This window comes from Fervidicola ferrireducens, assembly GCF_001562425.1.
Lineage (GTDB): Bacteria > Bacillota > Thermosediminibacteria > Thermosediminibacterales > Thermosediminibacteraceae > Fervidicola > Fervidicola ferrireducens.
This window is the reverse complement of sequence record NZ_LOED01000020.1, coordinates 19310-42249: the sequence shown is the minus strand read 5'-3', so window position 1 is coordinate 42249 and position 22940 is coordinate 19310. Positions and strand designations below refer to the sequence as shown.

Here is a 22940-nt window from a genome sequence, read left to right as displayed (position 1 = left end):
TCTTGAATACTTCTTCGAATTCGGGGAAGTATTCGTCTAAGATAGAAATTAGCTTGTTTTTTGCGCTGTTGAGCTTGTTTATTAGCTGCTTTCTTGCTACCGAAAGGTTCCTTAAGTCTGCGTAAATCCCTTCGGGTAAGAGGCAGTTTAGAAACTTACCCTCTTTTACGAGTTTTGCAATTATTAGTGCGTCCTTTCGGTCGTTTTTGGTGGGGCTGTTGTCTTCCTCTTCTTTCCTTTTCTTTACGTGATATGGGTTTACCAGGACTACCTGATATCCCTGTTCTTTTAGAAACCAAGTTAGGGGCTTCCAGTAATGGCCGCTGGGTTCAAGGCCTATTATTACCCTTGTCGCTTTCGATTTTTCTTTGGCTTCGAGTATTTTTGAGACTAGACGAAAGTACCCATCTTTGCTATTATTAAACTTGAAAGGTTTTACCGGTTCGAGGCCGATGTGGTCTATGATTCTTGCGTAGTGGCTCTTCTTAGCTACATCAATACCGATAAAAATTAAATCTGAACCATGGACTAAAAGGAGTTTTTCAATTTTGTTCATGTCTTTCACCCTCCTGGTTGATTGGTGTCTTCAATTACTTTTTTACCAGGAGGGTTTTTAGTTTGCAAAGGCTATTTCAATTTATTACAGGAATGCTTTCAAAAATTCATCTATGGCCTCCTTTAATCGCTTCATCGCTTCTTCCACCGTTACATTGGGAATCTGTGCTCCGGCCACGGTCAAATGCCCTCCCCCACCTAGTTTTTCCAAAATTCTCTGGACGTTTATATCCCCCAGGGACCTGCCGCTTATGGCCACACCATCCTCGAAGGGCACCAGAACAAAAGCGGCGTAAACACCCTTTATCTCAAGGAGCGAGTTAGCGGCATGGGCTGCGGTCAGGCGGGGGTTTTCGCATTTTTTATCGTAATAAGACAGGGCAATATGACCGGGGAGAATCTGCATTCGCGCTACCACTTCCGCCCTGTTTTGAAATTCTCCTATGTCTTCCTGAAACAGTTTGAATACAAGCGTGGGATCCGCACCGTGCCTCCTCAAATAAGAAGCGGCATCAAAGGTCCTGACTCCGGTTTTAAACGCAAAGTTTCTGGTGTCCACACATATACCGGCCAAAAGGGCCGTTGCTTCCCGCGGATTTAACTTTATTTCTTCCCCCATATATTGGATCATTTCGGTCACCATCTCGCTGGTAGAAGACGCGTACGGCTCAAGATAAACCAGCATGGCCTTTTCGATAAACTCTTCTCCCCGCCGGTGATGATCGATCAAAACTACCTTTTCAGCCAGCTGTAAGATTTTCTGGGAATAACAAAAGGAGGGCTTGTGAGTGTCCACGATGATCACCAGAGTATCTCTGGTTTGGACCTTTAAGGCATCTTTCTCGGCTAAAAAATACCTTTGCGTTTCATCGTCTTCCTGCAAAAGCTTTAAAAGCGTCTCTACCGAGTGGCCCTGATTCGGAGATAGGACAAAATACCCTTCTTTTTTCAGGCTCCTTGCAGCTTTTACCATGCCGATACCGGCGCCGAGGGCATCCATGTCGAGGAATATATGTCCCAGCACCAGCACCTTATCCGCTTCCTCTATCAAATCGCGAAGGGCATGGGCTATGACCCTTGCCCTTACGCGGGTGTATTTTTCCATCTCTTTCGTCCTGCCGCCGTAAAAATACGTTTTGCCTTCGGCCTTTACTACCGCCTGGTCTCCTCCCCTGCCCAGACAGAGTTCCAGCGCGTTTTGTGCCGTCCTGTTCAGTTCCAGAAGGCTGCCTTTTCCGTAAGACGCTCCTATGCTTAAAGTTACGGGCAGCGCATTGGAGGTTTTTATCTCCTTTATTTTCTCGAGGATGTTGAATTTATTTTCCTCTATCTGGCGGAATTTTTCTGCGGTTACCGCGGATAAAAACTTGTCATCGTCAAACTTTTTTATAAATCCTTCGTAGCTTTGAACCCACTGGGTTATGGCCTTGTCTATTCTCGCCAGAAGTTCCGGCCGGTTTTCTTCCGGCGTGGCTGCCAAAACTTCGTCGTAATTATCTATCTGAATGTACATGATGGCCAGTTCGGATTTTGCCGGGAATTCAAAAGGCTGCCTATTTGCCTCCTCGCCTTTTTCTATCTCCTGCTCCAATGTCTTTTTATGGAAAAAGTATGCGCCGGCTAAAACCAAAAGAATAATGACTCCAAGCCATAAAGCGGTTTTGGGGCTTATTACAGCTGTTGTAAGAAGCTGGAAGATTATGATTCCCAAAAGAAGGCTGTTTTTTTTAATAAAGTCGGATAGGGTCTGCATAACTCTTTCCCCGCCATCACAATCTGCGGAAATTAAATACCGTATCTATCATTCCGAGCAGGAATACCAACTGGGCCATAAGGGGATTGGAGAACAAAAACAAAACTATGAAAACCCTCAAAACTTTTGAAACGTTGTACTTTCCAAGGAAGAAAGCCAGAACGGCAAGCCCCTGGATAAAAAATGCGAAGGTAAAAAGCATCTGAAGGTTAAGCCCGACCTGTTTTAAAATTCCCGCCGGCCAGTAAGCTTCCATTAGGGTGGATATTTGCCCCAGCAGGAACAAAAACAGAGTATAGGAAGGCATCCTCCACTGCCAAAACGGGGGAAAATCCTCCATGCCGTAGCCCAAACGCCTCAGAATCATTTTTGAAATATGAAAGCTCAAAAATGAACTGCTTACCGAAGCCAGGACCAACATTGCCGGTATCAGAAGCGGCATCAAGTCCAATATTTTCCCGTACATCTCCAGGGCTGGTTTTACGGTTTCGGGGTTAACGCCCATGCGGCTGTATATCTCCGCTGCGGAGTTAAGGCTTTCCCTGTATATTTCTATCTCCTGCAAAAAGGGGTTAATGCCCATTATCGCCAGCGAAAGCAGGAAAAGGGCTATGTTCGATACCAATGAAGCTGCGGCTCCTACGGCGAAAACTTTAAAGGGCGAGTATTTCCTTTTTAAGGCCCAGCCCATACCCATTCCTACCAGGCCGAAACTTAAAACTCCGGTTACGGCCCTGATGGGTCCGGAAAACGCGGCAATCACCGCTCCCGAAACCACCACCGAAAGCAAACTAATTTTAAGTCCGTGCTTCATTCCGAGGATTATCACCGGCACGGGCAGCACCAGGTCCGCTAAAAGGCCCACCCCCGGCACGTACATTGAAAAGAAGCTCAGTATTACGGTTATAGCCGAAAGCAGTGCCCCTTCAACAATGGCCTTCGTACTAAAGCGGTGCATCTTTTCCTCCTCACTTCTACAAAAAAGAGAGGGTTTACCCCTCCCTATTCGGTCGTAAAAGGCAAAAGTGCCATGTTGCGAGCTCTCTTTATGGCAACCGTAAGTTGTCTTTGGTGTCTTGCGCAATTGCCGGTTATGCGCCGGGGCAGGATTTTGGCCCGCTCGGTTATAAATTTCTTGAGCCTTGCCACATCCTTGTAGTCGACGTAGTCTATCTTATCCACACAAAAGCTGCAGACCTTTTTCTTCTTGTTCTTCTTGGATTTCAACTTTTTCCCTCCCTTTCCCTAAAAAGGTACGTCGTCCCCTTCGTTCAGACTTTCATCGTCAAAATTGAAATCGAAATCTATATCTCCGATTCCCTCGTTGTTATCACCCAAACCGGGATCCTGTTCCATCGCTTTCGGCCTGTCCAGAAACTGCACCTCATCGGCGACCACTTCGGTGACGTATCGCCGCTGCCCTCCGGGAGTGTCGTAGGACCTCACCTGAAGCCTGCCCGACACACCCACCAGGCGGCCTTTCTTGAGGTTGTTGGCGCAGGTTTCTGCCAGTTTCCTCCATACTACCACCGGGATAAAGTCCGTCTCCCTTTCTCCCTTCTGGTTCAAGAAAGGCCTATCAACGGCGAGGGTAAAAGTTGTCACCGCAACTCCGTTGGCAGGGGTGAACCGCAATTCGGGATCCTTTGTCAATCTCCCAATCAAAATAACTTTATTCAAGGTTTTCACCCCTTTATTTATCCTTGCGGATGACGATATGCCTGAGCACAGCGGGGGTTATCCTGAAAACCCTCTCCATCTCTCTTGCCGTTTCCGCATCGGTCGCGAAATTCATCACCACGTAGTAGCCTTCTTTCTGGTGTTTGATGGGATAAGCCAGTTTTCTTTTCCCCCACCGGTCGATTTCCTTCACCTCTCCCCCTCTTTCCTCGACGAGAGCCTTGAACTTGTCCACCAGGCCGTTAATGGCCTCCTCGTCAAGCCCGGGGTCGAGGATGTACATGGTTTCGTATTCCCTCATCTTTTCACCTCCTCGGACTTATGGCCCTAGATTTTTATCTAGAGCAGAGATGCTTCTTGCGTATTATATCATTTATCAGCGGGTTTTTCAAGGTCTTCCGGCTGTATGCATTTTACTATCTTTTTCACGCTCTTTTCGAACTTGGACCTTGGTATCATGACTTTACGCCCGCAGCCTAGGCATTTTATCCCGAAATCGGCTCCCATCCTCCAGATTTCCCATTCAAAGCTGCCGCAAGGATGTTTTTTCTTCATTTCTACCACGTCGCCGATATGGAACTTCAATCTTTCGCCTCCTTACTTTTTTTATCGACAACGACCATCCTGGGATAGGGAATCTCTATTCCCTCCCTGTCGAACCTTTCCTTTATCGCTTTTCTCAATTCCCTTTCAACGCTCCATTGCTGCATGGGCAAAGTCCTGGCCCATATAGTAATAACAGCTTCGCTGGGACCAAAGTCGCTGACGCCGAGAACGGTGGGGCCTTCCACTATGTCGTCCCTTTTTTGGCGTATTTCTTCGGCCACTTCCTCGAGGACTTTTATTACCCTATCCAGGTCCTCTTCATAGGATACTCTCACGTTCACCATAGCTCGGAGGTTGCCTCTCGAATGGTTGGTAACCCGGGTGATTTCTCCGTTGGGTATTATATGGAGCTGACCGCCAAAGTCCCGAAGCTTTGTCGTCCGAAGCCCCATCTCCTCCACTATGCCGGAGACCCCTGCCGTCTCCACGTAGTCGCCTATTTGAAAATAATCTTCAAAGATTATGAAAAAGCCGGAAATAACGTCTTTGACAAGGCTCTGAGCGCCAAATCCAATGGCAAGGCCCCCTATACCCGCAGCGGCTATGATGGACGATGTTTTAACGCCAAAAGTCTCCAGCATTACCACTATGGCTATAAAATAAACGGTGTATCTTAGGATGCTTTTTAAAAGTCCCGCCAGGGTTCTCATCCTGCTTTCGTCTACAGGCATCCTTTTGAATCGCACCGCAAAAACACGGTCTATGACCCCGGCACCTACTTTTATGACTAGTGTCGCCGAAATCAGAATAAAAAGGACTTTGACAATGTACCTATAAACTTCCGGAAACTCGGAAATTACGTCCATTACGTTCTGGAAATTCATAGCGGAAGTATCCCCCTAATTACAGTACGACAGCTCTGAATTCGGAGAGCTTTTCCGCTATCGCGTACATATTGGTGATGCTCCCTACGGCCAGCTCTTCCTTCAATCCGTAGTAGTCAAGGCAGGTGCCGCAGGAAAGCACCTCCACTCCCTTAGATTCCAGTTGCTTTAAGGTTTCCAGAACTTCCGATCCTTTGGTGGTGAGGTACACTCCTTTATTTAAAAACATTATGCACTCCGGCAAATGCTCGATATCCTTCAAAGTATAAATATAGTTTCTCATGAGAAGTTTTCCTAGCTCTTCTGAACCTCTACCTAGAGTATCGCCGGTAATTAGAATCACGTATGAGTAGGCTCTTTTTTCAACCTTTTCCTTTTCCTTTTCATCCGTTTTTTTCTCCCCGGGATTCTTCTCAATGTATATGCGGTACTCCCCTTCTTTTTCTTCATAAAAGTAATTGTATCCATTGTGCTTCGCCAATTTAATGATGTTGTCCCGGGCAACTTCGTTGTCTACAACAGCCATGACTTTTCCACATTCAATTGAATCTAAGGCTTTTTTCGTCATGATAATCGGCTCGGGACATTTTTTCCCTCTGCAGTCCACCTCTATTGCCATTTTTCTCCCTCCTCTATATCAATTTTATCACAACAGGAGTTATAAAATCCAGAAACTTCAATTTTTGAAGGATATACGAACCGGATATACCTCTTTCAAGAACGCTTCCCGGCCACGCCATTACGAAAGGAGTGATAACGGAATTTATCAGCACAACCCACAAGGAAGTGGATAAAAGTCCCAGCAAAAACCCCAATATGCGATTCGGTAAGGAAAGCCCGGAAAATCTGAACATCCCATTTACGAAAAATCCCAGCACGGCAAAAAGAAGCTGGACTGCAAGAAAAATTATGAGAAAGCTTATCGCTGACAATGCCATTTGGACGAGCGAATCGATGGCCGGCCCCGCAGGAAGGGCTCCCGGATTTGCTCGGGAACCTGTCATGTTAAGCACTGGCTTGAGTGCTTCGTTGACGTTTACATTGCCTTTTATAAAGTTCGCCGCCGTATCCCTGTAAAAAAGGCCCACATAAAGAGCCGTTAAAACGCCCAGTATTCTGAATGCCGAAAGAACAAACCCCCTGGTGAAACCTTCTATCGCGCTTTTTAAGAAAATGAGAAGTAGCAGTATGTCCAGCCAATTCATACCTGATTCCCCCTTTCTTTCAGAAAATAAAAGACCTCTCTTTAATTTTATTTCAAGTTGTCGATGCATACTACCCAAAAAAATTACATATAATGTTAAAAAAGGTTTTCAGGAGGAAAAATATGCTTTTAGACCCCCAGGCATTGAGACCCTACGGCATAAGGGTTCATATAGACAATCCCAATGCTGTAGAAGCTATCGCTCACGGATTTGCCACCCTTCTATCCGAAACTTATTGTCCCCCTTCGCCGATAGTGTTTCTCTGCATAGGCACCGACCGCTCTACCGGAGATTCCCTCGGCCCTTTGGTAGGAAACATGCTCAAGGAAAAAAACTTTCTCCACGCCCAGGTGAAGGGTTGTCTCGCCGAACCGGTCCACGCCGGCAATCTCGAGAATATACTTCAGGAACTTTATAGTTTCAAAGAACCTTACATAGTCGCCGTGGACGCGTCTTTGGGCCGCTCTGAAAATGTGGGAACGGTAAAGATTGGAAGAGGACCTATTAAACCGGGAGCGGGAGTCAACAAGAATTTGCCTGAGGTAGGTCAACTCCACATCACCGGGGTCGTCAACGTAGGAGGATTTATGGAATTCTTTGTTTTGCAAAATACCCGCTTGTTTTTGGTAATGAAGATGGCAAAGGTAATTTCCGAAGGAATAGCTCTGGGAATGAAGCAGTTTTTCACTTAAAAAGCTGCCTTCTGGCAGCTTTTTTTTAGATAAAATGATCATAAATCCTGTTTTTTATTATCTCGTATATTTCTTCCCGCGTCCTGCCTTCGGCATTTACGAGCAATACTCCGAAAGAGTTTCTGGAATAGAGTTCTTCCGCCGTTTGCTCCGTCAAAGCGGCGAAAGGCATGGCGGTTATTTCTTTCAGTTTTTTCCCTCTGTAAATTACGGCATCCACGGGGCCGTTCACCTTGCTCCACGGCATGGCTATAAACCCCCGCGCTGTTAAATATTCGCTCAGATCCTCAAGACCATCTTCCACTGCTATTACCCGGGTCATCCTGCCACCTCCGATTCTATTTTTCTCGGAAGCTGGCAGAATTATGCTTTCCACGTCAATACCTTCAAAGCTCCAGGCTCGACCGAAAACTCCACAGGAGTAACGCCTATAACATCTCCGTCGGCGTGAACCTTGGCGGGAGGAGCAAATTTTATTTTTACCTTTTTCCCTTTCAGGACCTCGTAAGCCGGGTGATTTTTGTGTTTTCCCGAAAACACGCAGGGTAAAAACCTCAAAAGTTCTGCTTTACTTATCTCGTTGACTATGCAGACAACGAGAAAACCGTCGTCTACGAGAGCATCCGGACATATCATCATGCCGCCGCCGTAATACCTGGCGTTGCCCACGGAAACCAGCCATGCCCTTCGCTTTACCGTCTTGCCGTCTATTTCTATGGTTACATCCCTGGTAGTATATACCGTTAAAACTTTCATCAGCTGTACCAAGTAAGTTAGGGTTCCATTAAAAAACCTCACACTTTTATTGACTGCATCGGCTACTTCGGCATCCAAACCGGCTCCCACCACGTTTACGAAAAAATTGTCACCCGCCCTCAATAAATCTATGCGTCGAACGTTACCGTTTTTTATTATTTCCAGCGCTCTTTTGGGTTCTGATGGTATTCCCACTGATCGTATAAAATCGTTGCCTGTACCTGCGGGAATTACTCCCAAACAGGCCTCGCTATGCGAAAGGGCCTGGACAACTTCCCGAACGGTGCCGTCACCGCCCACAGCGACAATTTTGCCGTAACCCGCTTTTACCGCTTCTCTTGCAATCTCGGTAGCCTGCCCGGGACTTTTGGTCAGTGCAAATTCATAGGGAATGTCTATTAATGTTTTCAAGCGGTTCCAAATTGTCAAAGCCCTTTTCTTTCCGGCAGTCGGATTTACTACAAAAAAAGCTTTCAACTCTCAACCTCCTTGGTCCTATTCATTTCACACCTGCCTTCGAAAAAGGCGCCGTCTTCAACGGTTAAGCCTTCTACCTTTAAATCCCCCAATACCCTGCCGGAAGATTTAATCTCCAGTTTCCCCGAAAGAAAAACATTTCCATTGACTTCCCCTGCAATTACAGCATTTCTTGCTTTCAGCTGGGCGTTTACCACACCGGTCTCGGCGATAATTATATCGCCGGTACTTTCCAGTTCCCCTTCTATCCTGCCTTCTATTCGAAGAACTCCGGTAGCTCTGATTGTGCCCTTGATTTCCGTCCCTTTACCTATAAGGGTATCTACCGCCTCAGGGTTTATCTTTATCTCTTCATTTTTTCGTCCAAACATGCTAACCTCCTCATTAGTCTAAATATTCATCCGGGTCTACAAGAGAGCCGTTCACCTTTACCATATAATGAACATGGGGACCTGTACTTCTGCCGCTACTTCCCACCCTTCCTATTGTCTGACCTTTCTTAACGTACTGCCCTTCCCTCACCAATATTTTTGAAAGGTGGCCGTAAGCCGTTACATGCCCGTAGCCGTGATTAATTTCCACCATGTAACCGTAGCCCGATTTGTACCCGGAAAAGATAACCCGTCCATCCGCCGCGGCTCTAACCTCGCTGCCGTAAGGAGCCGCAATGTCTATCCCATCATGAAACTCCATGCTTTTCCCAAAAGGAGAGCGCCTGTAGCCAAAATGTGAAGTAATACTCCCTTGTACAGGCCATATCGAAGGCGTCGCAGCAAGTCTTAAAATTCTCTGTTCTATGGCCGAAATCAGTTCCTTCATGCTCCTTTCTCGTTCTTCGAGCTTTAGTTCCAGGTCCTCCAGCCTTTCTAACGCCGCTTCTCTATCCACACCGCTTCTGCTGGCAAGTTCAGACGGCAAACTTCTCGAACTCGTCTTGTTGAGCTTGTCCTTCAAAAAGGGGTCGTCCTTCAAAAGTTGCCTCAAGCTGGCATCCAGCATTTCCATTTCCTTTACCTTTTGTTCCATGCTTTTTGTTTTTTCTTCGTAATAATTTAGTCTCGCCTGTACTTCCGCGTACCTTTGCACCTTTGACGACAATTCCTCATTTTTTGCCTTAAGTTCGCTGTAAGATGCGAAAAAATAAATGCCCGCTGCCACCAGTGAAAAGGCAGATGCGGCGGCTATGTACTTTAAAGCCTTTAAAAATGAATAGGAAAGCGAAATGGAATAAATTGATTTCTCAGAATGAGGTATTATCATAAATGTGACAAGCTTTTTCTTGCCGCTTCTCACCTATTTCCCGCCCCCCTTTCAGGTTGCTGCCAGGGTTTTCGAAAACTTAAAATTCGCTCTTTGAGTCCCAAAATCCTGCTTTTGTCTTCGCTTTTTCGAGAACTTCTTTTTCTTCCGGGCTCAGCACACAGGTTGAGTCTCCATTTACGACCGGTTTCAAATACACACGGCTCTCTTCCCTGCCGTAAATACCCGTGATAATGACCCCGCTGTTTTCACCGTTCAGCAGGGCCATCGAAAAACTCAGATTGCCGCCCATATCTGCAAAGGCATTGTATTTTTTTATATGTACCTTCTGGACCGCAAAAAGCATGTCCTTTTCCAGAATATTAACCCGTTCCTTGACGGCCGCCACCTCTGACATCGCCTGTTTTACGCTTTGGAAATATTCGATCAGCATTTCTTCCAAATTTTTGCCTTCGGCTCCTTTCATAAGGGCGGCATAATTTTTCGCAATTCTGTTCAGCTTGACATTTATGGCTATGAAGACAATAAGACTTAAAAGCGAGATTACAGTCAGCAACATTAAAACCTTGTCCAGGTTTGCCTCAAAAAAGCCATGCAATAAATTGGTAAAATTTAGCGCCATATAAGATTCCTCCAACTTTTACAACTTCGGAAACTTTGAAAACAGCATCGTAAAGACAATGGCGGTAAAAACGGCAGGCAGCAGATTGCCGACCTTTACCCGGGATTTCCCCTCCAGCATATTGATTCCTATTCCAAAAATTAAAAGCCCGCCGGCTGCCGTCATTTCCGCAATTATGGCATCGGTAAGGTATGACTTTATAAACCCAGCCGCCAAAGCTATGCTACCCTGATAAAGGAAGACCGTCACCGCCGAAAAAGCCACCCCTATACCCAAAGTGGACGAAAAAACCACTGCGGACACGCCGTCCAATATAGACTTCACCAGCAATATGCTGTGATTCCCCGTAAGACCGCTTTCGATGGCCCCCATAATGGCCATGGCCCCGACGCAGTAAATCAGGCTGGCAGATACAAAAGCTTTGGTAAAATCTCCGTCGCCGCTGCCGAAGCGTTTTTCGAGCGTTTCTCCAAGCCGGTTCAACCTTTCCTCAATTCTCATAATCTCGCCCAGAATCGCGCCGCTAACGATGCTGAGGGTCACGATGAGGAGATTTTCCGTTTTTAAAGCCATCGATAGTCCTATCAGCATCACCACAAGGCTTAGGCCCTGCATGAGAGTGGTGCTGATGTTTTCGGAAAAGCGGCCTTTTAGGAGATTCCCCATCAGGGCACCTGCTATGATGGCTACCGAGTTTACTATCGTGCCAAACAAATTGCGTTATCCTCCTTTCGCGGATTAAAACTTACCCGATTTCACTAGAAATCTCTTCCAGCGCAGAAAGAGCCTTTTCAACCTCCTCAATCGTGTTGAATATCGAAAAACTGAACCTTACGGTCCCCCTTTCGATGGTGCCAATGGTCTTGTGCGCCAGCGGGCTGCAGTGGAGTCCCGGCCTCACCTGAATGTCGTATCTGCTGTCCAGCAAGAAGGCAAGCTCGGATGAATCCAGATTTTTTAAGTTCAGGGAAATCACCGCTACTTCGCTTCTTTGTTTCGGGCAGCCGTAAACGGTTATGCCCTCGATTTTCTCGAGGCCTTCCAAAAACCTCCGGGCAAGCATTTCCTCGTGAGTGCGGATGCGGGAAAGCCCCATCTTTTTCAAAAACCTTACCCCCTCTGCAAGCCCAGCAATCCCGGGAGTGTTAAGAGTTCCGGCCTCCAGCAAGTCGGGAAGTATATCGGGCTGCATGAGTTCTTCCGAAAAACTACCCGTACCCCCCTGCTTTAACGGCGTCAGCTTAATCCCTTCCCTGACGTACAGCCCACCGGTGCCCTGGGGGCCGTAAAGGCCTTTGTGCCCCGGAAAGGCCAGGAGGTCTATATTGAGTTTTTTCACGTCTATATCAAGAACACCTATGGACTGAGCCGCATCGACCAGAAATACGATCTCCCTTTCTCGAGCAATCTTACCGATTTCCTCGACGGGCATCACGGTTCCCGTCACATTAGAGGCATGGGTCATGGCGATGAGGCGGGTGTTGGGCTTTATAGCCTTTAAAACGTCTTCGGGGTCCAATGTTCCATCACTCGCGCATTTTACTATGTCCCATTCTACCCCGCATTTAGTCAGGGCGTATATGGGTCTTGCCACCGAGTTGTGCTCCATGGAACTGGTTATAACGTGGTCTCCGGGGCGAAGGACCCCTTTTATAGCGATATTCAGGGCGTCGGTGGCGTTCATCGTAAACACGATGTTGGTGGGGCTTTCGGCATTCAAGAATTCTGCGATTACTTCTCTTGCCTCATATATGAGTCTTGCCGCTTCCAAGGCCTTTTTGTGGCCGCTCCTGCCCGGATTCCCCCCGAAATTTCTCATCACGTTTTCCACCGTCTTATAAACTTCTTCAGGCTTCGGCCATGAAGTAGCTGCATTATCGAAATACGCCATCGGCAGCACCTCTTTTTTAAAATCAATAATTACTTTATCATAAAAAAGAATCTGCGAAAAGCACTTTCGCAGATATCCTTTTAAAAATTTAAACCGCTTTTTTCTATGCTCCAGAAAGCAAGCCCCTTCTTTGTCCGTCTGGGGATACGGTGGCCATTGCGGTTGTGATTCTTTCGGCGTCATGCGGTATCTTTGCAAACTATTGTTCGCGGCGCTCCACTTCTTTTATAGTGAGGTCCTGTCCTAATTCGACTTTCTTTATGATGTTGGCAAAGTCCTCTTTGACATCATTATCGTTCAAATGTTTCGACATAGCTGCCTCCCTTTAAAAGAAAAGGTCCCTTTCTCCTTTTTCTATTCTCTTTAGCCTTTCCACCGTTCTTTCCCTTATAGTCGGGTTGGGAATGTCATCAAGGCTTTTTTCTATTACCTTTTCTCCTATCTCTTTAAGTTTCGGGTCAGCGTAGTCCATGATGAATTCTTTGAATGTGAGTATGGCATTTGGCTGGCAAAAGTTCTGTATGTTTCCCGATTTTGCAAGCTCCATGAACCTGTCGCCGGTGCGCCCCCTGCGGTAGCAGGCCGTGCAGTAACTGGGAAGATAACCCCTTTCGCAGAGGGAAAGCAGGACTTCATTGGGGGTGCGGTGATCCTCAACCTGAAATTGAGTGCAGGTTTTCCTCTCCTTTCTCGCTATTTCTTCATAGTATCCGCCAACACCTGTACACGACCCCGCGCTTATCTGTGATATCCCCACGGAAATAACTTCCTCCCTGAATTCCGGGCGTTCCCTGGTGGAAAGTATCATGCCGGTATACGGGACCGCAAGGCGCATTATTGCAACTATTTTCTTGAATTCACCGTCGGACACAAGGTGTGGAAATTCTTTTACGTCAACGCCGAACGCCGGCTTAATCCTGGGGAAGGATATGGTATGGGGACCTACTCCATAGGTCTCATCCAGGTGTTTTGCATGTTGAAGCAGGGCGAGCACCTCGTATTTGTAGTCATAAAGGCCGAACAAAACCCCAAGCCCGACATCGTCGATACCTCCCGCCATAGCCCGGTCCATGGCCGTCGTGTGATAATCGTAATCGCTCTTCGGACCTGAAGGATGCATAAATTTATACGTGGGCCGATGGTAAGTCTCCTGGAAAAGGACGTAGGTGCCTATTCCGGCATCCTTTAATTTTCTATAGTTTTCTACCGTCGTCGCGGCAATGTTTATGTTTACCCTGCGGATGCTCCCGTTTTTCAACCGCGTGTCGTATACGGTCTTTATCACTTCGAGCGTGTACTCGATGGGACAGTTGACGGGGTCCTCGCCGGCTTCGAGGGCCAGCCTTTTATGTCCCATTTCCTCCAAAATCTCCACTTCCCGCCTTACTTCTTCCATCGTCAGCCTCCGACGAGAAATCTTGTTGTCCCTTCGGTAGCCGCAGTAGCGGCAGTTGTTTACGCAGTAATCGCTATAGTAAAGGGGGGCAAATATCACTATCCTTTTTCCGTAAATCTTCTCTTTCAATTCTTTCGCCACAGCATACATTTCTTCCAGGAGTTCTTCGTCCTCGCAAAATAATAGCTTTGCAACGTCCTCGATATCGAGGCCTTTTGCTTCTCTGGCCTTTTGAAGGATTTCCCTTACGTCCTCTTTCGAAGCTTTTTTTCCAGCTTCCAAAGCAAGACGGATGGCTTCGTCGTCAATAAAATTGGCTTTAAGGTCTTCTAAATTCCCATTTTTGTTGATATACATAATATCCTCTCCCTTTTAGTGAAAATCATCACGAGTTTTATCTTTTAAAAATTCCACCGTAACCGTAAATTTCTCGGTGGAAATAGGAAAATAAAAAAGCTTTTCCCGGAGGAAAAGCAGCGAAAAATAAGCACTCCCTTTTTGCGCCTTCCCCCCTTCGCTCAGGACTCCCCTTGCGTCAGGGCTGCTTACGGTATATTACATTCTTTTCAGCAAAAAATTATATTATTTTTGACTTGAAAAATCAATAAGAATTTGAATCATTTCAGCGCGGCCAATCTGCCAGCAACCTAGCTGGTCTCCAGTATCCCGTTTATCGCGCTACTGGCACATTTCCTCTCCAACCTCTGCAGGTTGGAGAGGAAATGTGCCGTTAATTTTTGTTTGCTCTAATTCATAGCAATACCCATCAAACCGCCGAATTATTTTGCAGTATTTATGAGATATACCCTGAGCAATTCTTTCCCCAGTCTTGTCCTTTATATCAAAATATCCATTCTTCCTGCACGCTATTGTTCCTATCCATGTTCCTTTATACTTGCCTTTTGGAACAACTGCCTTTACCATATCGCCTGTCTGAAAACCATAGAATAGTTTCTGTCTTGCTCTATACCCACGTGAAAAACCATTTTTATCTACATTAGCAATTTGTCTTGTCCCTCTACCTTTTGCTATTACGTGCAATATCGTTCTAGTTCTAAACCAAATCCTATCGGGAGTTGAATGCCCTACACATACAGCATCAAAATGGTGGTCCTTAGGTAATCCTAACTTCATTCTGTTCATTTTTGTCAACGCACCACTTCCACATTCTACTGGCAGACCGGTTTCTATCAAAACCTCGTATATTCTCCATCTGGTAGCGTTAACTATCGCACAGTCCTTTAGCGATTCTTTGACAAGCTTCTGGATTTCAGGGTATCCAAATTCTTCTGCTGTTTTATTCCCTTTCTTCTGATTGCACTCATGGCAAGCTATAACAAGATTATCTATCCTGTCTGTTCCACCCCTTGACTTTGGAATAACGTGTTCAATTTCAAGTGGAACGTTTGTAGCACCACAATAAACACATTTCCTGCCGAATTTTTCAAGAAGATATTCTCTTACTTCGTATCCTTGCAGGGTCCCCTGCTGATATTCTATGCCTGAAATTTCTGGATTTCTCAGCTTTTGTGTATCAAATTTAGTATTTTCATAGGAAATTGCAGTAATAGGACATAACTCACAAAGTCTTCTTACCCATGTTTTGATATTTTCTACTCTACTTTGTAATATAGGTGGCAGCCAGCTTTCATTTTTCTTCCTATTCAAAAACCTTGGCTTTCTGTATCTTGTTTTTCTATTTCTTCTGCTGCGTCGAAATGCACGTCTCCTGTCCATGTTTTCTTTCACATCTGTTCTGTGATGTATCTGCATCATAAAAACCACTTCGCAATCGTTCTTCAATATAACAATTCCTGTGTGTCTGCTCCCATAGTCTATTTTGAGTCTGTAATTTGGTCTGAACGTTGATGTATCTTTCTGTTCTTTAAGTCTTATAGTGAAAGGATAGATTTTAGAAACTACTGCTTTTCCTTGTTTAAGCAATCTTCTTGCTACAGCTTCGTGACATGGTGCCAGAAGAGTTTTGTCTTTGTTCAGTACAAACACCATTTTTGAAGTTTTCCTCCTTTCTCCAGCGGGTTAAAACCCTACTGGGTGACGTGCAGACTGGACTATGTCTGCATCTCCCATCGCCAATGTTATCCCTGCTTGTTGTGTGCAGGCCACTGTCCCTACCACTCAGGACTGTTTAAGCCTGCACGGCAGTGTCTGGAGCTTGGGACGCACCCCAGAGTGCCCTGACAGGGATAACGTAGGAACATCATCCCCTTGTCCTTCGAGTCAGTTCCTTAGGCTGGTCAACTATGGCTTTTGCAAGCCACCGCCTCTACAGACGGGTGGTAGTTGACCTACAGATTTTTCTATGTTGCTTAAAATCTCCCCTATCTGTTCGGCTGCTTTTGCGCTATCGGTGGACATCTTTCTGACTTCTCCCGCCACCACGGAAAATCCCCTTCCATAGTCGCCGGCCCTCGCAGCCTCTATAGCCGCGTTCAGGCCGAGGAGATTGGTTTGGACCGCAAATAGCCGTACCCCCTTTACCCGCTCCCACGATTCCTACGCTTATCATAAAAATTTCCCCTCCAAAAACGGAATAGAATGTTTCACGTGAAACACTCACTTTTAAAAATCTAACAACCTACTATTACTTCTAATATCCTTTCTAGGTCATCTTCAGAATAAAAATCAATTTCTATTTTTCCCCTTCTTTCGCTGCCCTTAATTCTCACCTTAGTGCCCAAAGCTCTCTGGAGTTGCTCTGTTACATGTATTAGCGCTGGATTTATTTCCTCTTCCTGATTTTTTTTCGCTCTCTTCCCGGATTTTAATGATAATGTTTTTGTTAACTCTTCCGTCTCCCTTACCGAAATGTTTTCTTCAGCAATCTTTTTTGCTATTTTTATCCTTTCTTTAGGGTCTTCCACCGATAAAAGTGCCCGGGCGTGGCCTGCCGTTATTTTCCCCTGGTTTATCATCTCCTGGATTTCGGCTTCAAGATTTAAAAGCCTCACCGTATTGGCAATCTGTGAGCGGCTTTTCCCGATTCTAGATGCCAGTTCCTCCTGAGTCATTCCGAATTCTTCCATCAACCTTTTATATGCCATCGCTTCTTCCAACGGCGTTAGGTCTTCTCTTTGCAAGTTTTCTATTAATGCAATTTGCATTACTTCTGCATCCGTCAGGTTCTTTACCACCGCCGGAATTTTTTTAACTCCCGCCAGCTTGGCAGCTCTCCAGCGCCTCTCTCCAGCAACCAGTTCGTATCCGCTTTTTATCTTTCGCAGAATTACTGGCTGAAGAACGCCGTGTTCTTTTATTGATGAAGCCAGCTCTTTTATCTTTTCTTCATCAAATGCTTTTCGTGGCTGCCTTTCGTTCGGTTTAATTTCATCTATGTCAATTTCCTGTATGTTTTTTTCATCTTTTTCTTCTATCATCGGAATTAGAGCTCCCAAACCTTTTCCGAGACCTTTTTTAGTCAATTCCCAGCACCTCCTTGGCAAGTTCCATATAAACTTCCGCTCCTTTTGACTTTGAATCGTAAACTATTATGGGCTTTCCGTGGCTCGGAGCCTCGCTCAATCTCACATTTCTCGGAATTATTGTTCTGTAAACTTTATCCTTAAAATATTTTTTTACTTCTTCAACTACCTGGATGGAAAGGTTTGTCCTTGCATCGAACATAGTGAGCAGTACTCCTTCGACTTCCAGTGCTTTATTCAGGTGTTTTTTTACCAATCCTATCGTATTCATCAGCTGCCCTAAACCTTCTAAAGCGTAATACTCACACTGTATGGGAACCAAAACCGTATCCGCCGCTGTCAATGCGTTTAACGTGAGTAGTCCTAGCGAAGGAGGACAATCGATAAAAATATAATCGAATTCTTCTTTTACTTCATCAAGGGCATTTTTCAGCTTGTATTCTCTCGATATCACCATCACCAGTTCGATCTCTGCGCCGGCCAGCTGAATATTGGAAGGAAGGAGGAAAAGGTTTTCGTATTTTGTCTTTATTATGTTATTATTTATACTCTCTTCGTCAATAAGGACGTTGTAAATTGATTTTTCCGTAGTGTTTTTGTCAACTCCGATTCCGCTAGTGGCATTTCCCTGGGGATCTATATCCACAAGCAGAACTTTTTTTCCGAAAGACGCAATGCATGCTGCCAGGTTTACAGCAGTGGTTGTTTTTCCTACACCGCCTTTTTGATTGGCAATAGCGATTATCTTTGCCATCATATCACTCCCGCAAATTTTTATCCGTATACTTCTCTGATGATTTCCAAAGCAAGTTCACCTTATTTAAACATTTCTTTTTTCCGCCTCTTTTTCCTTCTTTTTGGTATAAAAAAATGGTTCATCACCTCTTAGGGATCTGAACCACCACTTCTATGTAATCACCCCTGTCATACTCCTTATATTCGGCTTTATATCCAGTTTCTTTTATATTGCTCACCAGTTTTTTAACAGAGTTAATAAAAATTCTTATATCTTTTATGGCAACCTTCAATGTCCGCTTTCGCCGTGAGCTATCCTCTCGGGCTTCCAGTCTCTGTAGAGTTTTTTCCACCAGTTCTTCGGTCTGTCTTACGTTTAATCTTTTTTCTACCACTTTTTTCAGCACTTCTCTTTGAAGGCTTTCTTCCGGCAGCTTCAGCAAGGCCCGCGCGTGCCTTTCGGTCAAATTTTCCTGGGAAATAATTTTTAAAATATCCTCCGGCATCTTTAAAATCCTTATCTTATTGGCTATGGTTGACTGGCTTTTGCCCAACCTTTCCGCCAGCTGCTCCTGCGTAAGTCCGTGCTCGTCCATCAGTTGCCGATAACCTTCCGCCTCTTCTATAAAATTCAAGTTTTCCCGCTGCAAATTTTCAATCAATGCCATTATAGCTGATTCGGTTTCTCTGACATCCCGCACGATGGCGGGGATTTCTTTTAACCCCGCTTGCTGGCATGCCCTCCACCTTCTCTCACCGGCGATCAATTCGTACTCGTTTTTCCCCATTCTTCTTACCACTATGGGCTGCAGCACTCCGTAAATCCTTATCGAATCCGTAAGTTCCTTTAAAGATTCATCGTCGAAATTTTTTCTCGGCTGATACGGATTCGGCTTTATGGCATCGACAGGGATGTTAATAATTTCGCTTTTCTTTCCCCCCCACACAGGTAACCACCGCCTCATGGTTTTTTAGTGTAATATTCTATACAACTTTTTCAAACTCCTTCTTTCTTTGGAAATTATTTCATGAAAGAGGTTTTTTTTCGGGTATCCCTTCCCGTCTCGGGTATTTCTCCGGTGTTTTTCTCATCTTTTCCACAATTACCATACTTCTTTGAATTTCTCCCGGCAGTTCGTAATAAATTACATCTTTAATCTTTCCACCCAAAATTTCAACCGCACCTCGTGCCTGCTCGATTTCTTTTTCCGGTTCTTTACCTTTTAATGCCACAAAAAAACCTCCAATTCTCACAAAAGGTAAGCACAACTCCAAAATTACATTTAAAGCCGATACAGCCCTTGCCACGGCAAAATCGAAACTCTCCCTGTATTCCGGGTTTTTCCCGAAATTCTCGGCCCGACCATATAGAACGTATGTTTCCTTTAATCCCAGGTTTTTTATCGCATTTTCCAGAAAATCCGCCTTTTTTTTGTTGGAATCCATTAAATATACATTTATGTCTTTTCTCAAAATCTTTATCGGAATTCCGGGAAATCCTGCACCCGTCCCGACGTCGATAATCCTCGCTCCAAACGGAATTTCTATTTTTTTTAATAACATTAACGAATCTATAATGTGCTTTACTATAAATTCCTCGTCTTCTCTTATAGAAGTCAGGTTGACCTTTTTGCTCCATTTTTCAATTTCTTTTTTATAAAGTCCGTATAAAACAGCATCATGTTCTTCAATTTCAATATCAATTTTCTTAGCCAGTTCTATCAATTTTTCTTCAAAGTTATTTTTCATCCTTCCGCCTCTTTCGTTCGGTTTCCAGATATATCAACAAAATGGTAATATCCGCAGGATTGACTCCCGAAATCCTTGACGCCTGTCCGATAGATTCAGGTCTTATCTTTTTCAATTTTTCCTTTGCTTCAGTTCTGAGACCGTATATCTTATCGTAATCTATGTCGTCCGGTATTTTTTTGTTTTCCATCTTTTTAAAGTTCTCCACCTGCTTCAATTGCCTCTTTATATATCCATCATAGGCTATCATTATCTCAACCTGTTCTATCACTTCTTCAGGTAGTTCGGGTCTTTCTCTGTCTAACACTTTTAATAACTCATAATTTATCTCCGGGCGCTTCAAAAGGTCTTCCAGAGTCGCTGGTGTCGTCAGAGGTGACGAACCTATTTCTTCCAACGCCGAATTCACTTCAAAAGTCGGCGTTACTTTGGTGGATCTCAATCTTTCGATCTCCTCTTCAATCATTCTCTTTTTTATAAGGAACTTTTGATATCTCTCGTCGCTTATCAAACCCACTTTGTAACCTATATCCGTCAATCTCATATCGGCATTATCGTGCCTCAACAAAAGCCTGTATTCGGCTCGCGATGTCAGCATCCTGTAAGGTTCATCAGTCCCTTTAGTCACGAGGTCATCTATCAACACTCCTATATATGCATCGGACCTCTTCAATATGAGCGGCTCTTTTTCTTTTATTTTCAATGCCGCATTGATACCCGCCACCAATCCTTGGGCCGCCGCCTCTTCATAACCGGAAGTCCCGTTTATCTGCCCTGCCATGTATAGCCCTTCGATTTCCTTTGTCTCCAGAGTGAGCTTTAACTGCGTTGGCACAACGTAATCGTATTCTATGGCGTATCCCGGGCGCATCATTTTAACATTCTCAAGTCCCTTTATCGTCTTCAAAATTTCTAGCTGAACATCTTCGGGGAGGCTGGTTGAAACTCCCTGCAGGTACATCTCACAAGTGTTCAGCCCTTCCGGCTCTACGAAAACCTGATGGGATTCTTTTTCGGGGAAATTTACTATTTTCACTTCAATACTCGGACAATAACGGGGACCCACACCGGTTATCTGTCCTGTGTAAAGCGGCGCTCTGTGTAAGTTCTTTCTGATTATTTCGTGCGTTTTTTCGTTGGTATAAGTGAGCCAGCATGAAACCTGAGGCCTTTCAATCCGTTCCGTCTCATACGAAAAAGGTATTATAACTTCATCGCCCGGCTGTTCAATCATTTTTGAAAAATCAACGGAATCTCTGTGAATCCTAGGGGGTGTCCCAGTCTTAAACCTCCCCAATTCGAATCCGAGGTCCTCCAAACATTTCGAAAGTTCGTTCGCCGGGAAAAGTCCGTTAGGTCCACCGCTGTAGCTCACATCCCCGATCACAATCCTTCCCCTCAAATACACACCTGTTGTCAATATAACGGCCTTTGCGTAAAATATACCGCCCGTCTTCGTAACCACGCCCTTAACCCTGGTGCCTTCAACCAGGATTTTTGTCACTTCAGCCTGAACTATATCGAGGTTCTTTTGTCTTTCTAAAGTGTGCTTCATGGAAAATTGATAAGCTTTCTTATCAGCCTGCGCCCTTAAAGCCCTCACCGCAGGCCCCTTTTTCGTGTTCAGCAGCCTCATCTGAATCAGCGTTTTATCGATGTTTTTGGCCATCTCCCCGCCCAAGGCATCTATTTCTCTCACCAGGTGACCTTTAGCAGGCCCTCCTATAGAAGGGTTGCAAGGCATCATGGCTATGCTGTCCAGGTTTAACGAAAACACGACAGTTTTCAATCCTAACCTGGCAGCGGCCAGTGCAGCTTCGCATCCGGCGTGGCCAGCTCCGACAACGGCAACATCGTAATAGCCCGCAGTGTACTCCATGCTCACCACCCTCATTTTCCGATGCAGAAATTTTCAAATATAGCCTTAATCACATCTTCACCTACGTTGTCTCCTGTTATTTCTCCCAAAAACTCTAAGGCTTCCCTCACTTCCATAGCAACTACTTCCATGGGAATTGATTCCTTTAAAGCCCCTTCAGCCCTTTTCAGAGCATCCACGGCTTTTTGTATGGCCTGGCTGTGTCTTGCCCTGGTAACCATAACCCCTTCATCCAAAGAACCTATCTCTTTTGTCACCGCCTGGAATATGGCTTCTTTTAACTCCTCAATCCCTTCTTCCTTAAGGGCAGATATCCTTATTATCTTCCTCTCCGGAAAAGTTTTTTCCAATTTCTCCATGTCTATCTTTTCCGGCAGGTCCACCTTGTTAACCACCAATATTACAAATTTATCCTTGACAAGTTCGACAATATCCAGATCTTCTTTTTTTAACTCCTCGGATGCATCAAACATCAGGAGCACAAGTTCTGCTTTTTCAAGGTATTCCAGAGCTTTTTTTACTCCTATTTTTTCAACCTCATCCAGGGTCTCTCTTATTCCTGCAGTATCGATGATTTTTACCGGAATTCCTTTTATGTTTATATACTCTTCGATAATGTCTCTCGTCGTGCCGGGAATGTCCGTAACTATCGCTCTTTTTTCCCGCAAAAGAGAATTCAAAAGCGAAGATTTGCCCACATTAGGCCTCCCCAAAATCACCGTTGATAATCCTTCCCTCACTATCTTCCCGGCTTTCGATTTTCTTAAAATTTCTTCCAGTTTCTCTCTCAAATCCTTTACTTCCATTGCAATCGTTGCTGAATCCAAACCAGGTATATCATCTTCGGGAAAATCTATACTGGCCTCTATATGAGCAAGTACTTTTATTAAATCCTGCCGCAATTCACCTATCCGGTTTGATAAACCCCCTCTTAGCTGGTCCATAGCTACTTTTAAAGCTCTTTCGGTTTTAGCGCGAATCACGTCAATTACCGCTTCAGCTTGGGAAAGGTCTATCCTTCCGTTTAAAAAGGCCCTTTTCGTAAATTCACCGGGCTGTGCCATTCTAGCCCCGCAAGACAAAACCACTTCCAGAATTCTGCTTTGTACGGTAAACCCTCCGTGGCTGTTTATTTCCACCATATCTTCCCTTGTGTAGGTATGCGGAGCTTTGTATTTTACAACAAGTACCTCGTCAATCGTATCTTTGGTTTCCGGGTCGATAATGTCTCCCAGGTACAGAGTCCTGGGCTTCATCTCACCTGGCTTTATCTTTCTCGGAACGAATATTTTGTCCGCTATGCGGAAAGCATCGTCCCCACTTATCCTTATTATCCCTATTCCGCCCTCTCCCAAAGGGGTGGAAATAGCGGCGATGGTATCCTTTTCATAATCCATTAATTATCTCCCCCGACTAC

26 protein-coding genes and 1 pseudogene are annotated in these 22940 nt (G+C 45.0%); 1 reads left to right on the top strand and 26 read right to left on the bottom strand.

Going from position 1 to position 22940, the window contains the following annotated elements; all coding sequences use genetic code 11:
• The 10 genes from AN618_RS08155 to AN618_RS08110 form a co-directional block, all read right to left on the bottom strand.
• Positions 1 to 556: IS110 family transposase (locus AN618_RS08155; RefSeq protein ID WP_157081675.1), on the bottom strand; the 556-nt coding region annotated here is incomplete at its 3' end.
• Between the two features lie 84 nt (positions 557 to 640).
• Positions 641 to 2308, bottom strand: coding sequence for a DHH family phosphoesterase (locus tag AN618_RS08150; protein WP_066353787.1), 1668 nt, complete (start codon positions 2306 to 2308; stop codon positions 641 to 643).
• Positions 2309 to 2324: 16 nt separating this feature from the next.
• Entirely contained in the window at positions 2325 to 3266 is a 942-nt protein-coding gene (locus AN618_RS08145; protein ID WP_066353786.1) for a YybS family protein, read from the bottom strand.
• A 44-nt stretch (positions 3267 to 3310) separates the two neighbouring features.
• The gene (gene rpsR, locus AN618_RS08140; RefSeq protein ID WP_066353785.1) at positions 3311 to 3535 is read right to left on the bottom strand and encodes a 30S ribosomal protein S18; all 225 of its coding nucleotides are present in this window, start codon (positions 3533 to 3535) and stop codon (positions 3311 to 3313) included.
• 18 nt (positions 3536 to 3553) lie between these two features.
• On the bottom strand, positions 3554 to 3988 hold the full coding sequence (locus AN618_RS08135) for a single-stranded DNA-binding protein (protein WP_066353783.1): 435 nt from the start codon (positions 3986 to 3988) through the stop codon (positions 3554 to 3556).
• Between the two features lie 13 nt (positions 3989 to 4001).
• Positions 4002 to 4289, bottom strand: a complete 288-nt coding sequence (rpsF, locus tag AN618_RS08130; protein WP_066353781.1) for a 30S ribosomal protein S6 — start codon at positions 4287 to 4289, stop codon at positions 4002 to 4004.
• Positions 4290 to 4357: 68 nt separating this feature from the next.
• Positions 4358 to 4543: a DUF951 family protein gene (locus AN618_RS08125; RefSeq protein ID WP_066353801.1), complete on the bottom strand. Its 186-nt coding sequence runs from the start codon at positions 4541 to 4543 to the stop codon at positions 4358 to 4360.
• A 26-nt stretch (positions 4544 to 4569) separates the two neighbouring features.
• Positions 4570 to 5418, bottom strand: a complete 849-nt coding sequence (locus tag AN618_RS08120; protein ID WP_066353779.1) for a mechanosensitive ion channel family protein — start codon at positions 5416 to 5418, stop codon at positions 4570 to 4572.
• A gap of 19 nt (positions 5419 to 5437) precedes the next feature.
• Positions 5438 to 6037, bottom strand: coding sequence for a sulfurtransferase-like selenium metabolism protein YedF (gene yedF, locus AN618_RS08115; protein WP_066353776.1), 600 nt, complete (start codon positions 6035 to 6037; stop codon positions 5438 to 5440).
• Between the two features lie 13 nt (positions 6038 to 6050).
• Complete coding sequence (locus tag AN618_RS08110) at positions 6051 to 6623, bottom strand: CvpA family protein (RefSeq protein WP_066353775.1); 573 nt, start codon at positions 6621 to 6623, stop codon at positions 6051 to 6053.
• 122 nt (positions 6624 to 6745) lie between these two features.
• On the opposite strand from AN618_RS08110, the gene yyaC reads away from it, so the two are divergent.
• Positions 6746 to 7315: a spore protease YyaC gene (gene yyaC / locus AN618_RS08105; protein WP_066353774.1), complete on the top strand. Its 570-nt coding sequence runs from the start codon at positions 6746 to 6748 to the stop codon at positions 7313 to 7315.
• Between the two features lie 25 nt (positions 7316 to 7340).
• On the opposite strand, the gene AN618_RS08100 is transcribed toward yyaC, so the two are convergent.
• The 16 genes and pseudogenes from AN618_RS08100 to mnmE all read right to left on the bottom strand — a co-directional run bounded on the left by AN618_RS08100 (position 7341) and on the right by mnmE (position 22920).
• On the bottom strand, positions 7341 to 7691 hold the full coding sequence (locus AN618_RS08100) for a YkuS family protein (RefSeq protein ID WP_066353773.1): 351 nt from the start codon (positions 7689 to 7691) through the stop codon (positions 7341 to 7343).
• On the bottom strand, positions 7679 to 8548 hold the full coding sequence (locus tag AN618_RS08095; protein WP_066353772.1) for a diacylglycerol/lipid kinase family protein: 870 nt from the start codon (positions 8546 to 8548) through the stop codon (positions 7679 to 7681). The genes AN618_RS08100 and AN618_RS08095 overlap by 13 nt, the downstream gene beginning before the upstream one ends.
• On the bottom strand, positions 8545 to 8919 hold the full coding sequence (locus AN618_RS08090) for a bactofilin family protein (RefSeq protein ID WP_066353771.1): 375 nt from the start codon (positions 8917 to 8919) through the stop codon (positions 8545 to 8547). Before AN618_RS08090 ends, AN618_RS08095 begins: the two co-directional genes overlap by 4 nt.
• A 13-nt stretch (positions 8920 to 8932) precedes the next feature.
• On the bottom strand, positions 8933 to 9841 hold the full coding sequence (locus AN618_RS08085) for a M23 family metallopeptidase (RefSeq protein WP_245628455.1): 909 nt from the start codon (positions 9839 to 9841) through the stop codon (positions 8933 to 8935).
• Between the two features lie 46 nt (positions 9842 to 9887).
• Positions 9888 to 10430, bottom strand: a complete 543-nt coding sequence (locus tag AN618_RS08080) for a DUF4446 family protein (RefSeq protein ID WP_066353769.1) — start codon at positions 10428 to 10430, stop codon at positions 9888 to 9890.
• Positions 10431 to 10448: 18 nt separating this feature from the next.
• On the bottom strand, positions 10449 to 11144 hold the full coding sequence (locus tag AN618_RS08075) for a DUF554 domain-containing protein (RefSeq protein WP_066353768.1): 696 nt from the start codon (positions 11142 to 11144) through the stop codon (positions 10449 to 10451).
• 31 nt (positions 11145 to 11175) lie between these two features.
• Positions 11176 to 12321 carry an aminotransferase class V-fold PLP-dependent enzyme gene (locus AN618_RS08070; protein WP_066353799.1) on the bottom strand — a complete coding sequence of 382 codons (1146 nt, stop codon included), beginning with the start codon at positions 12319 to 12321 and terminating at the stop codon, positions 11176 to 11178.
• 325 nt (positions 12322 to 12646) lie between these two features.
• Positions 12647 to 14074: a [FeFe] hydrogenase H-cluster radical SAM maturase HydG gene (gene hydG, locus AN618_RS08065; RefSeq protein WP_066353766.1), complete on the bottom strand. Its 1428-nt coding sequence runs from the start codon at positions 14072 to 14074 to the stop codon at positions 12647 to 12649.
• A gap of 321 nt (positions 14075 to 14395) precedes the next feature.
• Entirely contained in the window at positions 14396 to 15727 is a 1332-nt protein-coding gene (gene iscB / locus AN618_RS08060) for an RNA-guided endonuclease IscB (protein WP_066353765.1), read from the bottom strand.
• 306 nt (positions 15728 to 16033) lie between these two features.
• Positions 16034 to 16198 (bottom strand): annotated as a pseudogene (locus AN618_RS13725) (methyl-accepting chemotaxis protein); the annotation flags it as partial.
• Between the two features lie 110 nt (positions 16199 to 16308).
• Complete coding sequence (locus AN618_RS08055) at positions 16309 to 17160, bottom strand: ParB/RepB/Spo0J family partition protein (RefSeq protein WP_083515131.1); 852 nt, start codon at positions 17158 to 17160, stop codon at positions 16309 to 16311.
• Positions 17153 to 17914 (bottom strand): ParA family protein, encoded by a 762-nt coding sequence (locus AN618_RS08050; protein WP_066353763.1) that lies wholly within the window; start codon positions 17912 to 17914, stop codon positions 17153 to 17155. The genes AN618_RS08055 and AN618_RS08050 overlap by 8 nt, the downstream gene beginning before the upstream one ends.
• Positions 17915 to 18038: 124 nt before the next feature.
• Positions 18039 to 18842: a nucleoid occlusion protein gene (noc, locus tag AN618_RS08045; protein ID WP_222926426.1), complete on the bottom strand. Its 804-nt coding sequence runs from the start codon at positions 18840 to 18842 to the stop codon at positions 18039 to 18041.
• Between the two features lie 79 nt (positions 18843 to 18921).
• Positions 18922 to 19644 carry a 16S rRNA (guanine(527)-N(7))-methyltransferase RsmG gene (rsmG, locus tag AN618_RS08040; RefSeq protein ID WP_066353759.1) on the bottom strand — a complete coding sequence of 241 codons (723 nt, stop codon included), beginning with the start codon at positions 19642 to 19644 and terminating at the stop codon, positions 18922 to 18924.
• Positions 19634 to 21523 (bottom strand): tRNA uridine-5-carboxymethylaminomethyl(34) synthesis enzyme MnmG, encoded by a 1890-nt coding sequence (mnmG, locus tag AN618_RS08035; RefSeq protein WP_066353758.1) that lies wholly within the window; start codon positions 21521 to 21523, stop codon positions 19634 to 19636. The genes rsmG and mnmG overlap by 11 nt, the downstream gene beginning before the upstream one ends.
• Before the next feature lie 11 nt (positions 21524 to 21534).
• The gene (mnmE, locus tag AN618_RS08030) at positions 21535 to 22920 is read right to left on the bottom strand and encodes a tRNA uridine-5-carboxymethylaminomethyl(34) synthesis GTPase MnmE (protein ID WP_066353757.1); all 1386 of its coding nucleotides are present in this window, start codon (positions 22918 to 22920) and stop codon (positions 21535 to 21537) included.
• Between the last annotated feature and the right edge of the window lie 20 nt (positions 22921 to 22940).

Coding starts and splice junctions, on each gene's coding strand:
- AN618_RS08110 (WP_066353775.1), bottom strand. CDS start 6,623: ATGAATTGGCTGGACATACTGCTACTTCTCATTTTCTTAAAAAGCGCG.
- rsmG (WP_066353759.1), bottom strand. CDS start 19,644: ATGAAAAATAACTTTGAAGAAAAATTGATAGAACTGGCTAAGAAAATT.
- yyaC (WP_066353774.1), top strand. CDS start 6,746: ATGCTTTTAGACCCCCAGGCATTGAGACCCTACGGCATAAGGGTTCAT.
- AN618_RS08125 (WP_066353801.1), bottom strand. CDS start 4,543: ATGAAGAAAAAACATCCTTGCGGCAGCTTTGAATGGGAAATCTGGAGG.
- AN618_RS08070 (WP_066353799.1), bottom strand. CDS start 12,321: ATGGCGTATTTCGATAATGCAGCTACTTCATGGCCGAAGCCTGAAGAA.
- AN618_RS08050 (WP_066353763.1), bottom strand. CDS start 17,914: ATGGCAAAGATAATCGCTATTGCCAATCAAAAAGGCGGTGTAGGAAAA.
- mnmE (WP_066353757.1), bottom strand. CDS start 22,920: ATGGATTATGAAAAGGATACCATCGCCGCTATTTCCACCCCTTTGGGA.
- rpsF (WP_066353781.1), bottom strand. CDS start 4,289: ATGAGGGAATACGAAACCATGTACATCCTCGACCCCGGGCTTGACGAG.
- AN618_RS08150 (WP_066353787.1), bottom strand. CDS start 2,308: ATGCAGACCCTATCCGACTTTATTAAAAAAAACAGCCTTCTTTTGGGA.
- iscB (WP_066353765.1), bottom strand. CDS start 15,727: ATGGTGTTTGTACTGAACAAAGACAAAACTCTTCTGGCACCATGTCAC.
- AN618_RS08090 (WP_066353771.1), bottom strand. CDS start 8,919: ATGTTTGGACGAAAAAATGAAGAGATAAAGATAAACCCTGAGGCGGTA.
- AN618_RS08080 (WP_066353769.1), bottom strand. CDS start 10,430: ATGGCGCTAAATTTTACCAATTTATTGCATGGCTTTTTTGAGGCAAAC.
- hydG (WP_066353766.1), bottom strand. CDS start 14,074: ATGTATATCAACAAAAATGGGAATTTAGAAGACCTTAAAGCCAATTTT.
- yedF (WP_066353776.1), bottom strand. CDS start 6,037: ATGGCAATAGAGGTGGACTGCAGAGGGAAAAAATGTCCCGAGCCGATT.
- AN618_RS08120 (WP_066353779.1), bottom strand. CDS start 5,418: ATGAATTTCCAGAACGTAATGGACGTAATTTCCGAGTTTCCGGAAGTT.
- mnmG (WP_066353758.1), bottom strand. CDS start 21,523: ATGGAGTACACTGCGGGCTATTACGATGTTGCCGTTGTCGGAGCTGGC.
- AN618_RS08145 (WP_066353786.1), bottom strand. CDS start 3,266: ATGCACCGCTTTAGTACGAAGGCCATTGTTGAAGGGGCACTGCTTTCG.